At 69.5% G+C, this 15,932-nt stretch carries 20 protein-coding genes; 10 read left to right on the top strand and 10 right to left on the bottom strand.

Annotated features, from left to right (window positions below):
* Positions 1 to 96 precede the first annotated feature (96 nt).
* Positions 97 to 963 carry an MBL fold metallo-hydrolase gene (locus ACZ5EF_RS02640; RefSeq protein ID WP_346062601.1) on the bottom strand — a complete coding sequence of 289 codons (867 nt, stop codon included), beginning with the start codon at positions 961 to 963 and terminating at the stop codon, positions 97 to 99.
* A gap of 122 nt (positions 964 to 1,085) precedes the next feature.
* Between ACZ5EF_RS02640 and ACZ5EF_RS02635 the strand changes: the two genes are divergently transcribed.
* A complete protein-coding gene (locus tag ACZ5EF_RS02635; protein WP_346062602.1) occupies positions 1,086 to 1,976 on the top strand; it encodes a LysR family transcriptional regulator in 891 nt (296 codons plus the stop codon).
* 39 nt (positions 1,977 to 2,015) lie between these two features.
* Here ACZ5EF_RS02635 and ACZ5EF_RS02630 read toward each other — a convergent pair whose 3' ends face one another.
* Positions 2,016 to 2,765: an NAD(P)H-dependent oxidoreductase gene (locus tag ACZ5EF_RS02630; protein ID WP_346062603.1), complete on the bottom strand. Its 750-nt coding sequence runs from the start codon at positions 2,763 to 2,765 to the stop codon at positions 2,016 to 2,018.
* Between the two features lie 104 nt (positions 2,766 to 2,869).
* Here ACZ5EF_RS02630 and ACZ5EF_RS02625 point away from each other — a divergent pair, with 104 nt between their 5' ends.
* Positions 2,870 to 3,787, top strand: coding sequence for a LysR family transcriptional regulator (locus ACZ5EF_RS02625; protein ID WP_346062604.1), 918 nt, complete (start codon positions 2,870 to 2,872; stop codon positions 3,785 to 3,787).
* 35 nt (positions 3,788 to 3,822) lie between these two features.
* Positions 3,823 to 4,155, top strand: coding sequence for an MmcQ/YjbR family DNA-binding protein (locus ACZ5EF_RS02620; protein WP_346062605.1), 333 nt, complete (start codon positions 3,823 to 3,825; stop codon positions 4,153 to 4,155).
* Between the two features lie 40 nt (positions 4,156 to 4,195).
* On the opposite strand, the gene ACZ5EF_RS02615 is transcribed toward ACZ5EF_RS02620, so the two are convergent.
* Entirely contained in the window at positions 4,196 to 4,951 is a 756-nt protein-coding gene (locus ACZ5EF_RS02615; RefSeq protein ID WP_346062606.1) for a TIGR01458 family HAD-type hydrolase, read from the bottom strand.
* 37 nt (positions 4,952 to 4,988) lie between these two features.
* Positions 4,989 to 5,897: a DMT family transporter gene (locus tag ACZ5EF_RS02610; RefSeq protein ID WP_346062607.1), complete on the bottom strand. Its 909-nt coding sequence runs from the start codon at positions 5,895 to 5,897 to the stop codon at positions 4,989 to 4,991.
* 171 nt (positions 5,898 to 6,068) lie between these two features.
* On the opposite strand from ACZ5EF_RS02610, the gene ACZ5EF_RS02605 reads away from it, so the two are divergent.
* Positions 6,069 to 6,947, top strand: a complete 879-nt coding sequence (locus ACZ5EF_RS02605) for an AraC family transcriptional regulator (RefSeq protein ID WP_346062608.1) — start codon at positions 6,069 to 6,071, stop codon at positions 6,945 to 6,947.
* A 122-nt stretch (positions 6,948 to 7,069) separates the two neighbouring features.
* Here ACZ5EF_RS02605 and ACZ5EF_RS02600 read toward each other — a convergent pair whose 3' ends face one another.
* Both ACZ5EF_RS02600 and ACZ5EF_RS02595 read right to left on the bottom strand, forming a co-directional pair.
* Complete coding sequence (locus tag ACZ5EF_RS02600) at positions 7,070 to 7,807, bottom strand: DUF899 domain-containing protein (RefSeq protein ID WP_346062609.1); 738 nt, start codon at positions 7,805 to 7,807, stop codon at positions 7,070 to 7,072.
* Between the two features lie 313 nt (positions 7,808 to 8,120).
* Positions 8,121 to 9,020, bottom strand: coding sequence for a LysR family transcriptional regulator (locus ACZ5EF_RS02595; RefSeq protein WP_346062610.1), 900 nt, complete (start codon positions 9,018 to 9,020; stop codon positions 8,121 to 8,123).
* A 138-nt stretch (positions 9,021 to 9,158) separates the two neighbouring features.
* Between ACZ5EF_RS02595 and ACZ5EF_RS02590 the strand changes: the two genes are divergently transcribed.
* Positions 9,159 to 9,497: a rhodanese-like domain-containing protein gene (locus ACZ5EF_RS02590; protein WP_346062611.1), complete on the top strand. Its 339-nt coding sequence runs from the start codon at positions 9,159 to 9,161 to the stop codon at positions 9,495 to 9,497.
* Between the two features lie 40 nt (positions 9,498 to 9,537).
* Here the strand turns inward: ACZ5EF_RS02590 and ACZ5EF_RS02585 are convergent, their stop codons facing one another.
* Complete coding sequence (locus ACZ5EF_RS02585; RefSeq protein ID WP_346062612.1) at positions 9,538 to 10,443, bottom strand: LysR substrate-binding domain-containing protein; 906 nt, start codon at positions 10,441 to 10,443, stop codon at positions 9,538 to 9,540.
* Between the two features lie 138 nt (positions 10,444 to 10,581).
* On the opposite strand from ACZ5EF_RS02585, the gene ACZ5EF_RS02580 reads away from it, so the two are divergent.
* Complete coding sequence (locus ACZ5EF_RS02580; RefSeq protein ID WP_346062613.1) at positions 10,582 to 11,292, top strand: FMN-dependent NADH-azoreductase; 711 nt, start codon at positions 10,582 to 10,584, stop codon at positions 11,290 to 11,292.
* Positions 11,293 to 11,463: 171 nt separating this feature from the next.
* Positions 11,464 to 12,012, top strand: a complete 549-nt coding sequence (locus ACZ5EF_RS02575; RefSeq protein WP_346062614.1) for an ATP-binding protein — start codon at positions 11,464 to 11,466, stop codon at positions 12,010 to 12,012.
* A 91-nt stretch (positions 12,013 to 12,103) separates the two neighbouring features.
* Here the strand turns inward: ACZ5EF_RS02575 and ACZ5EF_RS02570 are convergent, their stop codons facing one another.
* The 3 genes from ACZ5EF_RS02570 to ACZ5EF_RS02560 all read right to left on the bottom strand — a co-directional run bounded on the left by ACZ5EF_RS02570 (position 12,104) and on the right by ACZ5EF_RS02560 (position 14,067).
* Positions 12,104 to 12,388, bottom strand: a complete 285-nt coding sequence (locus ACZ5EF_RS02570) for a hypothetical protein (RefSeq protein ID WP_346062615.1) — start codon at positions 12,386 to 12,388, stop codon at positions 12,104 to 12,106.
* A 2-nt stretch (positions 12,389 to 12,390) separates the two neighbouring features.
* Complete coding sequence (locus ACZ5EF_RS02565; RefSeq protein ID WP_464122771.1) at positions 12,391 to 12,987, bottom strand: molybdopterin-dependent oxidoreductase; 597 nt, start codon at positions 12,985 to 12,987, stop codon at positions 12,391 to 12,393.
* 159 nt (positions 12,988 to 13,146) lie between these two features.
* A complete protein-coding gene (locus ACZ5EF_RS02560) occupies positions 13,147 to 14,067 on the bottom strand; it encodes a LysR family transcriptional regulator (protein WP_346062617.1) in 921 nt (306 codons plus the stop codon).
* A gap of 116 nt (positions 14,068 to 14,183) precedes the next feature.
* On the opposite strand from ACZ5EF_RS02560, the gene ACZ5EF_RS02555 reads away from it, so the two are divergent.
* From ACZ5EF_RS02555 to ACZ5EF_RS02545, 3 genes are all read left to right on the top strand, one after another.
* Complete coding sequence (locus ACZ5EF_RS02555) at positions 14,184 to 14,822, top strand: NAD(P)-dependent oxidoreductase (protein ID WP_346062618.1); 639 nt, start codon at positions 14,184 to 14,186, stop codon at positions 14,820 to 14,822.
* Between the two features lie 63 nt (positions 14,823 to 14,885).
* Positions 14,886 to 15,635 carry a DsbA family protein gene (locus tag ACZ5EF_RS02550; RefSeq protein WP_346062619.1) on the top strand — a complete coding sequence of 250 codons (750 nt, stop codon included), beginning with the start codon at positions 14,886 to 14,888 and terminating at the stop codon, positions 15,633 to 15,635.
* Positions 15,636 to 15,691: 56 nt separating this feature from the next.
* The gene (locus ACZ5EF_RS02545) at positions 15,692 to 15,898 is read left to right on the top strand and encodes a carboxymuconolactone decarboxylase family protein (RefSeq protein WP_464123354.1); all 207 of its coding nucleotides are present in this window, start codon (positions 15,692 to 15,694) and stop codon (positions 15,896 to 15,898) included.
* The last annotated feature ends 34 nt before the right edge of the window (positions 15,899 to 15,932 follow it).

Here is a 15,932-nt window from a genome sequence, read left to right as displayed (position 1 = left end):
TATCGTGCGGGGAAGCGCGGCTTCGACAGCCTCGATGCCGAATGGGGGTCAGAAGGCGGCGAGCCACTGGCCGAGCCGCCCCCTGGCCTCCTCGTCTTACCACTCCATCTCGCCCAGGGTGACCGCGGCGCCGATCTGCAGGGCGATCTCCAGGCCCGCCTCCGGGTAGGCGGCTCGCATGGCATCGATCAGCGCCTGGCTATCCTCGGCCTCGGCGGCGGCCCGCTCGTAGGCCAGCAGGTAATCGCGGGTATAGGCGATGTTCTCGGCGGTCAACGGGGTTCCCGCCTGCATATGCCCCGGCACCACGACCGCCGGCGCCAACGCCTCCATCTCGTCGAGCTGGGCCAGCCAAGCCTGGCGCTCGCCGGCCTGCTGGGTATCGGCGGTCCAGACATGCAGGTCGCCGAAGACGGCGATGGTGCCGACGATAGCCTCCAGGGAAGGCACCCAGACATAGGGACGATGGGCCAGCTCACCGTCCAGGCCACGCACCTCCAGTACCCGGCCCTCCACGCTCAGGGTATCCCCCGCCAGGGGCTCGGGGAGGCGCGTCGCCTGGGGCGCGTTATCGCCCAGCCGGGGGCCCCAGTAGGCCAGCTTGGCCTCGCGGTTAGCGAGGATCCGCTCGCGTACCGCCGGCGCCGCCACCAGGCGCGCCTCGGGGAACAGCTCACCAAGCAGCTCGGTACCGAAATAGAAGTCGGGGTCGGCCTGGCTGATATAGATGGTGGTCAGGGTCTTGCCGCTATCCAGCACCTCGGCGGCGATACGCAGCGCATCGGCGCGGGTGAAGCCGGTATCGATCAGCAGCGCCTCTTGCTCGCCGCTGACCAGCACCGAGTTGACATGAAAGCTGTCGGCATCGGCGTTGTAGACGCTCAGCGCCAGGGGCGCCTCGGCGAAGGCCGAGGTGCTGGCGAGGGCCATGGCGGCGGCGAACAGGGATCCTTTGAAACGCATGGTGAAGTCTCCTGGGTCTCGAGCCCGCGGGATGGTGCGGGATGGCGGCACTATAGTTGCTTCATACGCGCTCAAATACCGGGCAATATGGCCTTCTTTGTTTCGATAAACGAGCCAATACCATGGACCGACTCACCGCCATGCGCGTCTTTGTCGAGGTGGCACGCCGCGGCAGCTTCACCGCCAGCGCCGACCGCCTGGCGATGTCCCGGGCCGCCGTGACCCGACATGTGGGCGCCCTGGAGACCTGGCTGGGGGTGCGCCTGTTGCAGCGCACCACTCGGCGAGTCAGCCTGACCCAGGCCGGCGAGCAGACCCTGGAGCGCTGCCTGCAGATCCTGGCCCTGACCCAGGAGGTGGAAGCGGAGGTGGCCCCGGCGGAGGGCGAGCTGCGCGGCCAATTGCGGCTGAGCTGTAGCCCCTCCTTCGCCCAGGCCCAGCTCGCCACGGCGCTCAACGCCTTCCTCGAGCGCCACCCGGGGGTCAAGATCGACCTGGATGCCAGCGACCGGGCGGTCAACCTGGTGGAGGCGCGCATCGACCTGGCGCTGCGCATCGGCGAGGCCCCCGACCCGGGACTGATCGCCCGCCCCCTGGCCCCCTGCGACTCCCGGCTGGTGGCCAGCCCCGACTACCTGGCCCGCCACGGCACCCCGGCCCATCCCGCCGAGCTGGCCCGACACCGCTCCCTGGGACATGCCCACTTCGGCCGCGGCCGCTGGCACTTCACCCGCGATGACGAAGAACAGCGCGTCGCGGTGACCCACCGTCTCACCGCCAACGAAACCGCGGTGCTGCTGGAGGCCGTCATCGGCGGCGGCGGCCTCGCCGTGCTGCCGACCTACCTGATCGGCCCGGCCCTGGCCCGCGGCGAGCTGCTGACGGTGCTCCCCGACTGGCGGCCGCCCCGACTGACCCTCTACGGGCTCTACACCTCGCGGCGCCACCAACCCCCGGCGCTGCGCGCCCTGCTCGACTTCCTGGTCGAGCGCTTCGAGCGACCGCCCTGGTAGCCGTGCGTAGCATGCCCGGGCCGGCATGGGCCATCCGGCTCAGGGCCACCAGGCCAGCGGATGCTCGGGGCGCAGTATCCCCTGCTCGTCCCAGTCGTCCCAGCCGGCGAAGGGAATCGGTGACAGCGCCTCGAGCCGCTCGAGGCGTTCCCGCCAGGCGACCTTCTCGGCCTCCAGGCGCTCGCGGAATATCGCCTCCTGCTCGTAGTGCAGGCCGCCGCCCTGGACGCCATAGACCACGAAGGGCGGCAATACCGCCAGGCCCAGGTAGGCCAGCGAGCGGTGAATGGGCCAGAGCAGGCTGGCCATCTCGCCACCGCGACCCTGGCGGGTGAAGGCCGGCGCCGGCGAGCCGGTGGTCACCGAGCAGAAGGCCCGCTTGCCGCCAAGCCGGCCGCGATCGTAGCGCCGGCTGCCGGAATAGAGGCCGCCATAGACCATGACCCGGTCGAACCAGCCCTTGAGCATGGCCGGCTGGGCATGCCACCACAAAGGGAACTGCAGGATGATCAGCTCGGCGCGCTCCAGGCGTGCGATCTCCCGGGCCACCTCGGCGGGCAACTCCCCGGCCTCATGGGCCCGGCGCTGCTCGGTCAGCGCGGAGAAGGTCGTGGGGTCGGCGCGCCGCGGGAAGTGCCCGGGCCCTTCCAGTGGATCGAAGCCCTCGGCATAGAGATCGGAGACCTCCACCGCATGCCCCTGGCCCTCCAGGTGAGCCACCGCCGTCGCCTTGAGGGCGCCATTGAAGGAGTGGGGTTCGGGGTGACAGAAAACGATAAGTACCCGCATGATCTAGCTCCCGATATCGGCGGCACGCCTGTCGTGCCGGTCCTCCAGAGGCTAGGCTGTTCATCACTGATCTAATATTCCCTATCGATAACAACGAACTTTGCATGAATGAACAGCTAATGCCCTGGGACGACCTCCGCGTGGTCCTGGCCATCGCCACGGCGGGCTCCCTGGCCGGCGCCGCCCGCCGCCTCGATGCCAGCCATGCCACCCTGTTTCGCCGCCTCAACGCCATCGAGGCGCGCCTGGGCGTGCGCCTCTTCGAGCGCTCCCGGCGCGGCTACACCCCCACGGCGGCCGGTACCGAGCTCGCCGAGGTGGCCGAACGCATCGCCGGCGAGGTCCAGGAGGTCGAACGGCGCCTGGCGGGGCGCGACCTGCAGCTCTCCGGCACCCTGCGGGTGACCACCACCGATACCCTGCTGATGGGCCTGCTGTCGCCGATCTTCGCCGACTTCCGGCGCGCCCATCCGCGTATCCAGCTGGAGGTCGCCGTCTCCAACCAGCGCTTCGATCTCGCCCGACGCGATGCCGACGTGGCGCTCCGCCCTTCCGCCTCGCCGCCCCAGCACCTGGTGGGCCGCCGGGTCGCCCTGATCGAGCAGGCGATCTATGGCCGGCCCGGCGACGACCCCGCCGAGGCCGCCTGGATCGGGCCGGATCGCCACCTGGACTATGATGCCCTGGCGACCTGGCTGGCCGATGCCGGCCTGGAGGAACGCTGCCACTACCGCATCGACACCCTGCTGGGCATGCTGGCGGCGGCCCGCGATGGCCTCGGCTGCGCGGTGCTGCCCTGCTACCTGGCCGATGCCGAACCCGCCCTGCGCCGGCTCGGCGAGCCCATCCCGGCGCTGGCCACCGAGCTCTGGCTGCTGACCCACCCCGACCTGCGGCGGGTGGCGCGGATCCGCGCCTTTATGGAGTTCGTCGCCGCGGCCCTGGAACGGCGGGGCCTGGCCCCGCCCCGCCCGACGGCGACCACGCATCGCGGACAAGCCCCGAGGCACGATCTATCCTGAGAACGAGCCCCGTCCGGGGCGGCTGGGAGGCGCTGATGACGGAAGCCGAATTTCGTGCCCTGGCCCTGGGCCTGCCCGGGGTGGTGGAACATGCCGAACAGGATCACCCCGACTACCGGGTCGGCGGCAAGGTGTTCGCCCAATTGGGCTACCCCGAGGCGAGCTGGGCCACCCTGTGGCTACCCGCCGATGCCCAGGAAGACATCGTCGCGGCCTGCCCCGGGGCCTTTCGCCCGAGCCCCGGCGATGCCGCCGGCCACACCCAGGTGCACCTGAGCGAGGCGCCCCATCCCCGGGTCCGCGAGGCCTTGATCGCCGCCTGGCGGGACAAGGCCCCGCGACGCATCCGCGATCACTTCCGCGACTAATCCCTCCCCCGGCCCGAGGCCGATGTTCGGGCCGGCGACCTCACGCCCGGACTCCCAGGGCCTCGACCAGCCTGGCCAGGCTCGCCTCGCAGCGGGCGCCGGGCGCCCGCGCCTCGTCCCCCGGGCGGTACTTGCCGGTGCGCACCAGGCAGGCCCGCAGTCCCGCGTCCATGGCCGCGGCCACGTCGCACTCCACGTCGTCCCCCACCATCAGCGCCTCCCCGGCCGCCACCCCGGCATCCTCGAGCACGGCACGGAAGAAGTCGCCTGCGGGCTTGCCGAGCACCGTCGCCTCGATACCGGCCGCATACTCCAGGGCCCGCACGAAGGGCCCGGCGTCCAGGTGCAGGGCGCCGGCCCGGCGGAAGTAGCGATTGGTGCCCACCGCCAGCAGCGGCGCGCCCCGCTGCAGCAGCTGGAAGGCCGCGTCCAGATGAGGGTAATCCAGGCGCGTCTCGGCGTCCCCCAGCACCACCGCATTCGGATCCTGACGTTCCAGGTCGGCGAACTCTGGCGCGAGCCGCTCGTGAATCAGCAGATAGGGACGCAGGCGATGACGACGCAGGTAATCGCGGATCGCCCCTGGCGCGGTAAAGACCTGCGCCGGGGTCAGCCTGAAGCCCAGGGCCAGCAGCTCACCGCAGACCGTTTTCGAGGTCTTGCGCGAGGTGTTGGTGACGAAACGCAGCGCCATCCCACTCGCCTGCAGGCGCGCCACCGCCGCCACGGCGCCGGGCAGGGCCTCGCCATCCTCGGTCAGCACGCCACCGATATCGAGAAACACCGCCTTGAGCATCGTCGACCCTCCCCCGTGGCTCTTGCACTCCCCAAGCCTAGGAGGCTTCCGCCACCGCGTCGCCCCCCGGCATCTTCGCCCGCGGCCGGTAGAACATCACGCCATTCCCCACCAGGATCGTCACCAGCCCGATCAGGGCGAGCGGCGTCCAGCGGTAACCCTCGACCAGGGTGGAGATGCCCAGGGCCACCAGCGGGAACAGCAGGGTGGCATAGGCCGCCGGGCCGGGGCCGATCCGGCCCACCAGGGCGAAATAGGTGCCGAAGCCGATCACCGAACCGAACACGGCCAGATAGACCAGGGCACCCAGGTAGGCCGGCGAGGTGTCCAGCGTGAAAGGCGTGCCGCTGGCCAGCACCAGCGCCAGCATCAGCAGGGCGCCGTAGGCCATGGCATAGGCGTTGGTGGAGAGCAGGTCCAGGCCGTGGCGCTGGTGGCGCAGGCTGAGCATATTGCCCAGGGAGAAGCCGTAGGTGCCCAGCAGCGCGCAGCCCAGGCCCAGCAGTACCCCCGACCCCAGCGCCTCACGGCGGATTTCCGGCCAGAACAGGCAGAGCATGCCGGCCAGGCCCAGGGCGGCCGCCACCAGCAGCCGCGGCGTGATCGCCTGGCGGAAGAAGAGCACGCCGTTGGCGGCATTGAACAGCACCGCCATGGAGAACACCACGGCGATCAGGCCGCTGGTGATATAAGCGGCGGCGGTGTAGAAGAAATAGAAATTGAGGCAGAAGACGCACAGGCCCTGCAGGGCGCAGAGCAGGTGATCGCGCGCGCCGAGCCGACGCAGGCGCCCGCGGAGCGCCAGCCACAGTAACAGCAGGCCGGCGGCCAGGGCGAAGCGGTAGAAGACCGACAGCATCACCGGCACCTCCCCCACCTGGAAGGCGATGGCGATCCAGGTGGTACCCCAGATCAGCACGGTGACGGCATACAGGATCAGGTTCATGATGGCGCTCCTTGGGTGACTTCAGGCTCGGAGTCGCCGAGTGTCGCCGAACCGGATCCTCCGGGCATTCAGCTTCTTGCGCCGGGCATTCGATTCTTGCGCTTTTTCTTATCGCCTCCTTGGCCCGGCGCGGGCGGCTGGCTACTATCGAGATGCCAGGAGGAGAGGGCCATGCCGTACCACGTATTCGAGAACCTGAGCCAGCGCCAAGCCAGCCTGACGCGAGCCGCCCGGCTCGACGGCGGCATCGGCCTGGCCCAGTGGCGCAACGACGACGACCGGATCGCCCTGGAGCAACCCGGCCACCACACCCTCAGCCTCTATGTGGCCGATGGCTACGAGTCCTACCGCCGGACGCCCGGCGGCTGGCGCAATGGCGGCGCCCCCGACCGCTTCTGCCTGATGCCGGCCCGGCACGACTCCCTCTGGGATATCCGCGGCCCCCTGGAATTCGCCCACCTCTACTTCACCGATGACCACCTCAAGGGGCTGGCCGAGCGGGTCTGGGACCGGGAGGCCTCCGGCCTGCTGCTGGACGAGCAGACCTTCGCCGAGGACCCGCGGATCGCCAGCCTCTATCGCCACTGGCTGCTCGCCCTCGACTGGCGGGAGCCGGCCGACCGCCTGGCCCTGGACAGCGCCATCACCCTGCTGCTGGTGCACCTGCTCGACGGCTACGGCCAGCGCCACCGGCCGCCGCCCCGCCCGCGGGGCGGCCTGGCGCCCTACCGCCTGGGCCAGATACGCGACTATATCGAGGCCCACCTCGACCGACCGCTGCCCCTCGCCGAGCTGGCCGCCCGGGTCCAGCTCAGCGAGTATCACTTCGCGCGCATGTTCAAGCGCAGCCAGGGCCTCACGCCCCACCAGTACGTGCTGCAGCGGCGCCTGGCACGGGCCGAGGCGCTGCTGCGCGATACCGCCCTGCCGCTGGCCGAGATCGCCCTGGCCTGTGGCTTCAGCTCCTCGAGCCACCTGGCCAGCCGCTTTCGCCAGGCCAGGGGCCTGGCCCCCTCGCAGCTGAGACAAGCGTCCAGCCGAGCCCGGTGATCATGACCTTTTCGTCAATCGGGATGCGGGTGATCTAGCCCTTCCGTCGTGCCACCCGGCGCGACGAGCCGGTCATCGAGCCATAGCGCCAGCCGCCGTGCCGCCGGGTCGGATCGACAACATCAAGGCGCCCCCGTCACCGGCCCCTCCGGGTACTCGTCGTGGCGCCGGACCCAGTCCATGATTCGCGTCTCGTTGCGCCCCTTGGGGGTGATATCGAGGTAGATAAAGGCACCGATCACCTCCTCATTGCCCCGCGCATAGCTGGAGTAGGTGTGGTAGACGTCGCCATGGTCATCCCGATAGAAGACGCTAAGGCCGGGCAGCTCCTCGTACCCCTCGGTCCAGGCATAGTTATAGCGAACCCGGCCCTCGGCCAACTGCGCCGGGGTGAAGGAGACGTGGAAGTCGTAGTTGAAGTCGCTGCCATGGGACGACACCCAGCGGGCCCGCCAGCCCATGCGCCGGCGGTAGGCCTCGATCCTGTCGAGCGGCGCCCGCGACACCCGCACATAACTGACATCATGATGCTCGAGGTGCACGATGGCTCCCTCGGCGTGGTCGGCCTCCAGCGAGCAGCTCGGGCAACCCGCCTCCCAGTCGGGGCCGAACATGAAGTGATGGACGATCAACTGGCGGTTGCCGGCGAACAGTTCGGCGAGGGTCCGCGGCCCCTCCCGGGTGTCGAAGACATAGCTCTTGTCGAGCCTCACCCAGGGCAGCTCGCGCCGCTCGGCGGCCACCAGGTCACGCAGCCGCGTCAGTGCCTTCTCGTTGCGTAGATGCGCCTGGCGCGCGGCCAGCCATGCCTCGCGCGAGACGACCCGGCGGGCAATCCCGGCGTCATCGATATCGCTCATGTCTCGTCTCCTCGTGTCGCTGTCATCAGGCGGCGTCGCCCAGGGCGCCGCCCCTCCCCCTGGTATCGTCCGGGGAGCCATGCCATCGACAGCCGCGTGGATGACTGGACGCTGCGGCCTGGCCGCCACCGACAGGCCCCTGGCCACGCAGGTCAGGCCGGCGCCCCCCCGCGCCCGCGCCCGCAGCCAGAAGCGAGACGCACCGCACTGCGCCCCCCGTGAACGAGAAACCCAGCGCGGTCAGGGCAGCGAACCAGTCGCCGTAGACGAGCCTGCGCCCACCGTCCGGAACTTCACGACGTCGTGCGGCGACTCACGACGCTCCCGTCAGTTCGTCCTGGCGCGCCCGCACCGCCTCGGCCGCATAGCTCATGAAGGCGCGGATGCGTGCGCTGTGGCGCAGGTCGGGATGGGTCAGCAGCCACAGGTCGGTGGCCACTTCCGGGCCGATCTCCCACACGCACTCCAGGCTGGGTTCCTGACGCGCCATGTAGTGCGGCAGCACCGCCAGACCGGCCCCGGCCCGGGCCGCGCCCATGGCCGCGACGACGCTGTTGGTACGCAGGGCGACCGCCGACGCCGGCACCTGCTCGTCCAGCCACCGGCTACTGGCGATATGGCGAATCATCTCGTTGCCACCGATAAAGCGGTGCTCTCCCGGGCACGCCGGGTCCACAAGCACCGGTCGCTGGCGCAGGTAGTCTCGGGCGCCATAGAGCCCCCAGCGGATGCTCCCCAGCTTGCGCCCGACCAGGGTCTCCGGCGGCGCCTGGGTCGGGCGAATGGCGATATCCGCCTCGCGGCGGGCCAGGTCGAGGAAGGCGCTGACCACCAGCAGTTCCAGCTCGATGCCCGGATAGGCCTCCACGAAGCCCTTGAGCACGGGTGCGAGAAAACCGTTGGCCAGGGTATCGGTGGTGGTCAGGCGCACCCGGCCCGACAGCCGCACGTCCTGGCCGCTCAACTCCCGCTCGATCGCCTGGGTCTCTTCCTCCACCCGCTCGGCACGGCCCCGCAGGGCCTCCCCCGCCGCCGTCGGCACATAGCCTTCCGGCAGGCGCTCGAACAGCCGCACCTCCAGCCCCTCCTCCATGGCGTTGAGCCGGCGGAACACCGTCGAGTGATTGACGCCAAGCGTACGCGCCGCCCCGGCCAGGGTGCCGGAACGGGCGATGGCGAGGAACAGGCGGAGATCGTCCCAGGCGAGACTCATCACTTGCACCTATGCAATGGATCCTTGCAGATATTGGCGATGTCATTGCCCATCCGCAATGCCTACGCTGTCATCACGTTGCCCGATGCGACGTCTCCCCCACCGGGAGTGGCATCAACCGAGACACGGAGCACGACCATGAAAACGATCGATCGCGAGACCCTGGCCGCTCGTCTGGCCGGGTCCGACCAACCGACGCTGGTGGAAGCCCTGCCCGAGAAGTATTTCCGGGACTGGCATCTGCCCAATGCGGTCAACATCAACCATGATCAGGTCAAGCAGCGCGCCGCCGAGCTGCTGCCGGACAAGCACGCCGAGGTCGTGGTGTACTGCGCCAGCGCCACCTGCCAGAACTCGGACCTGGCCGCCCGGCAACTCACTGCCCTCGGCTACACCGACGTCGCCGTCTACAAGGGCGGCAAGGCCGAGTGGGAAGCCGCCGGCCTGCCCGTGGCGGAGACGCTCGACGCCGACTGAGGTCCGGTCGTACACGGGCCAGTTGGCCCGTCATACGGCATCAGCCCCCGCTAACGGGGGCTGATGCCGTAGCAAACGCCTCTTTCAGCCATGCCGCTACCCGGTCGAGGGTGGCATTGCCCCGGGTCTCTCGGCTCCTGAGCAGGTGATAACGCAGCCCCGGCAGGCTCGGGCCGAAGGGCACCGTCAGCACGCCGCGCGCGAGCTCGTCCTGCACCAGGGTCAGCCCCAGCAGGGCCACGCCCTGGCCGGCGATGGCGGCCTGGATGGCATGACTCTCGTCGGAGAAGGCGAGCCGCGGCCCCAGCCTCGATGGGACGCCTCCCGCCGCCTGGCACCAGGAGGCCCAGGTGGGCAGGCCGAGGCTCGGGCAGTACCAGTCGAAATCGATATGCCGCACGCCCTGGAGATCCTCGATGCCGGCCAGCGCCAGGCTCGGGTTGGCGACCAACGCGATACGGTCGGCCGCCAGCTCCAGCGCCTCGTATTCCGGATAGGGGCCCATGCCGTAGCGAATTGCCAGGCAGGCGCCCCGCGACAGGTCGAGCGTCGCCTCGCTGGCATGGATGCGCAGGTCGATATCGGGATGCGTCGCATGGAAATCGGCCAGCCGCGGCAGCAGCCATTGGCTGGCGAAGGCCGGGGTGCAGGAGAGGGTCACGCTGGCCGGAGCCGTACGCTCGCGCAAGCGTTCCAGGGTCTCGGCGAAGGCATCGAAACCCTCACGCAGCACCGGGTAGAGGGTCGTCGCCGCCTCGGTGGGCACCACCCGGCGAGTGCGGCGCTCGAACAGCGCCACGCCCAGCCAGCCTTCCAGCTCGCGGACCTGGTGGCTGATCGCCGCGGGCGTCACCGCCAGCTCGTCGGCGGCCTGCTTGAAGCTGCGATGGCGCGCCGCCGCCTCGAAGGCACGCAACTGCGAGAGGGGTAGCCGGTGTCGTTGCATCAAACCACCATAAACAAATTTATCTTGTGTATTCGCCAAGAATAGATCGTTTGTCGGCCCTACATAATAAGGCCAATCTGCCACTCGTGGAGCTAATCACATGAATGCAACTTGACCATAAAAGCACAGGAGATACCCATGGCCACCATCCTGCACCTCGACGCCAGTGCCCGCCCCGGCCGCTCCGGCGCCCGGCCCCACGGCTCCCATTCGCGGCGCCTGAGCGCCCACTTCATCGCCCAGTGGCGGCGGGTCCGCCCCGGCGACCGCATCGTCTATCGCGACGTCGGCCAGCAGCCGCCGCGTCCGGTCACCGGCGACTGGATCCACGCCGCCTTCACCAAGCCGGAGGCCCGCGAGCCCTGGATGCACGAGGTCCTCGCCGAGAGCGATGCCCTGGTCGACGAGCTGCTGGAAGCGGAGCTGATCGTGGCCGGCGTGCCGATGTACAACTTCGGCGTGCCGGCCGGCTTCAAGGCCTGGATCGACAACATCGTGCGGGTCGGGCGCACCTTCGGCTTCGACCGCTCGCGCCCGGGTCAGCCCTACTGGCCGATGCTGACGGAGATGCACAAGCGCCTGGTGGTGCTCGGCGCCCGGGGCGACCACGGCTACGAGCCGGGCCAGCGCCTGGCGCAGGCCAACCATGTCGAGCCGCACCTGCGCACCGTGTTCGGCTACCTGGGTATCGAGGAGTTGCACGGCATCGCCGCGGAGTACGACGAGTTCGCCGACGCGCGCCTGCAGGCGTCCCTGGCCCAGGCCGAGCAACGCATCGAGGCGCTGGTGGACAGCCTGGCGGCGGAGCTGGATCCCCCGCGCGACGTCGTGACAGCGACCGGCGACTAGCTTCGGTCGGCCCGTGACGATCGCTCTTGCCCGGGCCGACCATGCCGCGCCTCTTGCCCCATGGCGCAAGATGGCTATAATTCGCCGCCCGCGCCAATGGCCATTGGGCCATTGGGCCATTGCCAAGCGGGGCGACGGATCGCTCCTCTCTATGTCAGGGACGAACAACGCATGGCGGTACGACTGCATCTCTTCGGTGCCTCGGGGTCCGGAACGACGACCCTGGGCGCGGCGCTGGCCAGGCATCTGGATATCCCCTTTCTGGATACCGACGCCTACTATTGGCAGCCCACCGACCCTCCGTTCACCATCAAACGCGCGCCTGCCGAGCGAGTCGCCCTGATCGAGCGCGAGATCGCGGACCACGATTCCTGGGTACTGGCCGGCTCCTTATGCAGCTGGGGCGATCCCTTGCTCCCCCATTTCACCCTGGCGATCTTTCTCTCGCTTCCCCATGAGCTGCGCATGCGGCGGCTGCTCGACCGCGAGCGGGCGCGCTACGGGGACCACATCGGACCGGGCGGTGATATGCATGGCGCCCATCGGGAGTTCATGGAATGGGCCAGGCGCTACGACACCGGCAAGGCACCACTACGCAGCCGCGACCTTCACGAACGCTGGCTACGCCGACTCGCGTGCCCGGTCATGCGGCTCGACTCGCAGCAACCGGTAGAGGCCCTCTGTGAGGCGGTGCTGGCCCGCCTGTCCCAACCAGGGTGACGGCCGTGACGATCAGGGCGAGCAAGGCAAGCGCCACGGCATCGGCGCCGATCCAGAGGCCTGGCCCCTCGTGGTTGCGGAGGGCTCCCAGCTAGTCGCGGCCGAATTGCTCGGCCAGGTAGTCCAGCACCCGCTCGCGTACCTCGGGAGCCATCTGCCACATGCCCTGCTGCTCGACCATCCAGTCGAGCACCTCGTCCCAGGTCTCCCGCGAGAGGCGCTGCTGGCGGATGATCGCCGAGGAGTGGCAGGCCAGGCAGTTCTGGTAGGTTTCCAGCCGGCCGTCGCCCTCGGGCAGGCCGCCGAAATCGTCACTGGCCTGCAGCGGCAGGCCGCAGGCCAGCCCGAGCAATACCACACACAGCCCGCGTGCCATGTTCACCTCCGACTCAGACGGCGCGGACCGCGATGCGGTGCTGCGAGTTGTTGAGGTAGCCGCGAGGGTTCCACCGGGTAGCGGGGCACGCGATAGGAGAGGCCGGTCATGCCCTGACCGTCATGCTCCCGCTCGCGCAGCCAGATCCGCGTCACCCACTTCTGGGAGCAGGAGCCGGCCCAGCCGGGAATCAAGACCCGCAGCGGCCCGCCATGGGCCAGCGGCAACGGCTCCCCGTTCATCCCCCAGACCAGCATGTTCTGTTCTTCCAACGCCTTGTCGATCGGTACCCCACGGCTGAGCGCATCGCGCCCCGGATCGCCGGAGAGGTGTGGATCGGCACCGTAATGCGCGGTATAGACGGCCGAGGCCCCGACACCGGCGGCTTCCAGCACGTCCTTGAGCCGACACCCGGTCCATTCGCCGTTGCCGACGGCCCCGATGACCCACTGGTTGCCCCGTGGCGAGGGGTTGAAACCGGCCCGACCATTGCCACCACACTCCAGTTGCGCCTGACGGGTGATCGTCTCGAAGCGGGTCTTGAGCTCGCCCAGGCTAAGCTCCAGGGGGCTTTCGACCTCACCGTCGATCGTCAGCATCCAGCCGTCGGGATCCTCGCTCGCCCCCAGGATGTCCCCATCACCACGAGGAGGCTTCTCCCATACTGCGCAATGCCTACCTGACCTTCGACGGCGACTGCCGCGCCGCCTTCGAGAGCTACCGGCGCTGCCTCGGCGGCGAGTCGTCGCCATGCACACCTACGGCGAAGCCCCCCCAGCCTCGCCCGCCAGCCAGGCCTGGAAGAACGTCATAAAGGCCCGCACCCGCGCCGGCCGGTGGCGTCCCGGCGGATAGACGGCATGCACGCCGCCACTGGGCAGCGACCAGGCCGGCAGCACCCGCACCAGGCGCCCGGCACGCAACTCCGCGTCGGCCGAGATATCGGCCATCACCGAAATGCCGCCCCCCGCCACCAGCAGGGCGCTTAGCGCCGCGGTGGAGCTGGCGGCGAGCCGCGCCTTCATCTGCACCCGGCGACTCTCCTCGCCGTGCCGGAAGGTCCAGGTCAGAGGCGAGGCCAGCGGCGTGAAGGCCACCCAGGCATGCTCGGCCAGCGCCTCGGGATCATCCGGCGTGCCATGCCGCGCCAGGTAATCGGGTGCAGCCACCAGGTACTGCTGGAACGTCCCCAGGGATCGAGACCGCAGCGTGGAATCCTTCAGCCAGCCCAGGCGAAAGGCCAGGTCGATGCCCTCTTCCAGCATGTCGCTGATCCGGTCGCCGCTGCGCAGCTCGATGCGCAACGCCGGATGCCGCTGCCCGAACTCGACCACCGCCGGCCCCAGCACCCGGGCGGCATAGTCCTCCGGGGCGGTCAGGCGCAGCTCGCCGCGCAGCTGATGGCCATCGCCCTCGGCGACGGCCAAGGCCTCCTGCAACCCGGCCAGCAACGGCCGGCACTCGCGGTAGAGGGTCTCCCCGGCCTGGGTCGGCTGGACCCGGCGGGTGGTGCGCTGGAACAGCGTCACCCCCAGGCGCTCTTCCAACTGGCGGATCTGCAGGCTGACCTTGGTCTTGGTGCAGCCCAGCCGGTCCGCCGCGGCGGTGAAGCTGCCCGCCTCCACCAGCGCCAGGAAGATCGGCAGGCCATTGAGATCGAGTTCGCTCGGGCGGGTCACGGGGGCTCCCGATTGTCATTAATTCAATAACAGTGAATATCTTGATCGGCTGTTTTTCAAATCAATCAATCGCTCAACAATACGCTCATCCATCCCCATCAACGAGGAGACATGAGATGAAGATTGCATTGATCGGCGCCAGCGGTTTTATCGGCTCGGCCCTGCTTGACGAGGCCCTCGCCCGCGGCCATGAGGTCAAAGCCCTGGTCACCCGCCCCGAGCGGCTCGCCGCCCGCGATGGCCTGAGCGTCGAGAAGAGCGATGTGATGGACACGTCCGCCCTCACCGAACAGCTGCGCGGCGCCGAGGTGGTGCTCAGCGCCTTCAGCGGCCATGCCCAGACCGACGTCTACGGCTACTACCTGAAAGGCTTCGACGCCATCCTCGCCGCGACCCAGGCCGCCGGCGTGCCGCGCCTGCTGGTGGTGGGCGGCGCGGCCTCCCTGGAGGTGGCCCCAGGCGAGCTGCTACTCGATACGCCCGACTTCCCCGCCGAGTATCGCGCCACCGCCGAGGGTGCCAAGGCCGCCCTGGAGCGGTTGCGTGCCCAGCAGGCCCAGGCCTGGACGATGCTCTCGCCGGCCGCCGAGATCTTCCCCGGCGAGCGCAGCGGCGAGTTCCGCCTGGGCGGCGACGGCCTGCTCAGTGACGCCGAGGGCCAGAGCCGCATCTCGGTGCAGGACTACGCCGTGGCCATGCTCGACGAGCTGGAAACGCCCCGCCATCCCAATCGGCGCTTCAGCGTCGCCTATTGAAGCCCGGAGCCCCGGTCCGTCCCTGACGGGCCGGCCTCCCGTCCAACGATCGAAGGACAGATCATGCCCCCTATCTCCCACGACCCGTCGGCCACGGCCACGCAGGTGCTCTACGTGGCCGACGCCTATTGCGGCTGGTGCTGGGGCTTCGCTCCCCACCTGGCCGCGCTCGAGGCGGCACGCCGCCACGTGCTGCCGTTCCGGGTGATCTCGGGTGGCCTCTTCGTCGGCGAGCACAGCGCACCCCTCGGGACCTATGCCTATATTCCCCGGGCTAACGAGCGGATCACCCAGGTAACCGGCGCACACTTCGGCGAGGCTTACCGGTCCAGGCTGGCCGAAGGCACGCTGCGCATGGACTCGACCGATGCCGCGCGAGGGCTCGCCGGTCTCAGGGCACAGGCGCCGGAGCGCGGCCTCCACTTGCTGCACCGCATGCAAGAGGCCTTCTATCGGCACGGGCAGAGCCTCTCCGACCCCGCCACCTACCGGGCCATTGCCGAGGCCGAAGACCTGGATGCCGAGCGCGCAACCGCCTATCTGAGCGGTGACGAGGGTCGCCAGGCCGCCGAGGCCGACTTCCACCTGGCCCAGCGCCTCGGCGTGCATCAGTTCCCGACGCTGCTGTTGCTGAAGGACGGCGTGGCGCATCCCCTGCCCGCCATCGGGGCCAGCCTCGCCGAGATGAGTGGTGCCCTGGATGCCCTGCTCGACGCGCACCACCCGGGCGTACTGCTTGGGCGAGAGTCCCAGCTGTCGCCGGAACAACCGTTGCAGACGACGCGGGCCGACCGACAGCGCCTGGGCCGGTAACAGCCCGGCAAGAAGCGCACGCCCAGCAACGCCAGGTCGGCCGTGACCTCCAGCCCCTGGTCGACATCGAGACCCACCTGGCCAAGGCGGCCCGCCACCACGAGGAACTCGGTGGCGGCCTGCTGGAGCTGGTCAAGATCCGCGTCTCCCTGCTCAACGGCTGCGCCTACTGCATCGACAGGCATACCCAGGATGCCCGGCGCGGCGGGGGCAACGAGCAGCGATGGGACGGAGCGCCGACGGGGCATGACCGCATGGGATGAGGGCCGATTCGGAACGCCTCCATGGGGCTTCCCC

This window comes from Bisbaumannia salifodinae (genome assembly GCF_055388505.1).
The sequence above is the reverse complement of the archived record's forward strand: the minus strand, read 5'-3'. Positions and strand labels throughout refer to the sequence as shown.

Coding starts and splice junctions, on each gene's coding strand:
- ACZ5EF_RS02640 (WP_346062601.1), bottom strand. CDS start 963: ATGCGTTTCAAAGGATCCCTGTTCGCCGCCGCCATGGCCCTCGCCAGC.
- ACZ5EF_RS02635 (WP_346062602.1), top strand. CDS start 1,086: ATGGACCGACTCACCGCCATGCGCGTCTTTGTCGAGGTGGCACGCCGC.
- ACZ5EF_RS02630 (WP_346062603.1), bottom strand. CDS start 2,765: ATGCGGGTACTTATCGTTTTCTGTCACCCCGAACCCCACTCCTTCAAT.
- ACZ5EF_RS02625 (WP_346062604.1), top strand. CDS start 2,870: ATGAATGAACAGCTAATGCCCTGGGACGACCTCCGCGTGGTCCTGGCC.
- ACZ5EF_RS02620 (WP_346062605.1), top strand. CDS start 3,823: ATGACGGAAGCCGAATTTCGTGCCCTGGCCCTGGGCCTGCCCGGGGTG.
- ACZ5EF_RS02615 (WP_346062606.1), bottom strand. CDS start 4,951: ATGCTCAAGGCGGTGTTTCTCGATATCGGTGGCGTGCTGACCGAGGAT.
- ACZ5EF_RS02610 (WP_346062607.1), bottom strand. CDS start 5,897: ATGAACCTGATCCTGTATGCCGTCACCGTGCTGATCTGGGGTACCACC.
- ACZ5EF_RS02605 (WP_346062608.1), top strand. CDS start 6,069: ATGCCGTACCACGTATTCGAGAACCTGAGCCAGCGCCAAGCCAGCCTG.
- ACZ5EF_RS02600 (WP_346062609.1), bottom strand. CDS start 7,807: ATGAGCGATATCGATGACGCCGGGATTGCCCGCCGGGTCGTCTCGCGC.
- ACZ5EF_RS02595 (WP_346062610.1), bottom strand. CDS start 9,020: ATGAGTCTCGCCTGGGACGATCTCCGCCTGTTCCTCGCCATCGCCCGT.
- ACZ5EF_RS02590 (WP_346062611.1), top strand. CDS start 9,159: ATGAAAACGATCGATCGCGAGACCCTGGCCGCTCGTCTGGCCGGGTCC.
- ACZ5EF_RS02585 (WP_346062612.1), bottom strand. CDS start 10,443: ATGCAACGACACCGGCTACCCCTCTCGCAGTTGCGTGCCTTCGAGGCG.
- ACZ5EF_RS02580 (WP_346062613.1), top strand. CDS start 10,582: ATGGCCACCATCCTGCACCTCGACGCCAGTGCCCGCCCCGGCCGCTCC.
- ACZ5EF_RS02575 (WP_346062614.1), top strand. CDS start 11,464: ATGGCGGTACGACTGCATCTCTTCGGTGCCTCGGGGTCCGGAACGACG.
- ACZ5EF_RS02570 (WP_346062615.1), bottom strand. CDS start 12,388: ATGGCACGCGGGCTGTGTGTGGTATTGCTCGGGCTGGCCTGCGGCCTG.
- ACZ5EF_RS02565 (WP_464122771.1), bottom strand. CDS start 12,987: ATGCTGACGATCGACGGTGAGGTCGAAAGCCCCCTGGAGCTTAGCCTG.
- ACZ5EF_RS02555 (WP_346062618.1), top strand. CDS start 14,184: ATGAAGATTGCATTGATCGGCGCCAGCGGTTTTATCGGCTCGGCCCTG.
- ACZ5EF_RS02550 (WP_346062619.1), top strand. CDS start 14,886: ATGCCCCCTATCTCCCACGACCCGTCGGCCACGGCCACGCAGGTGCTC.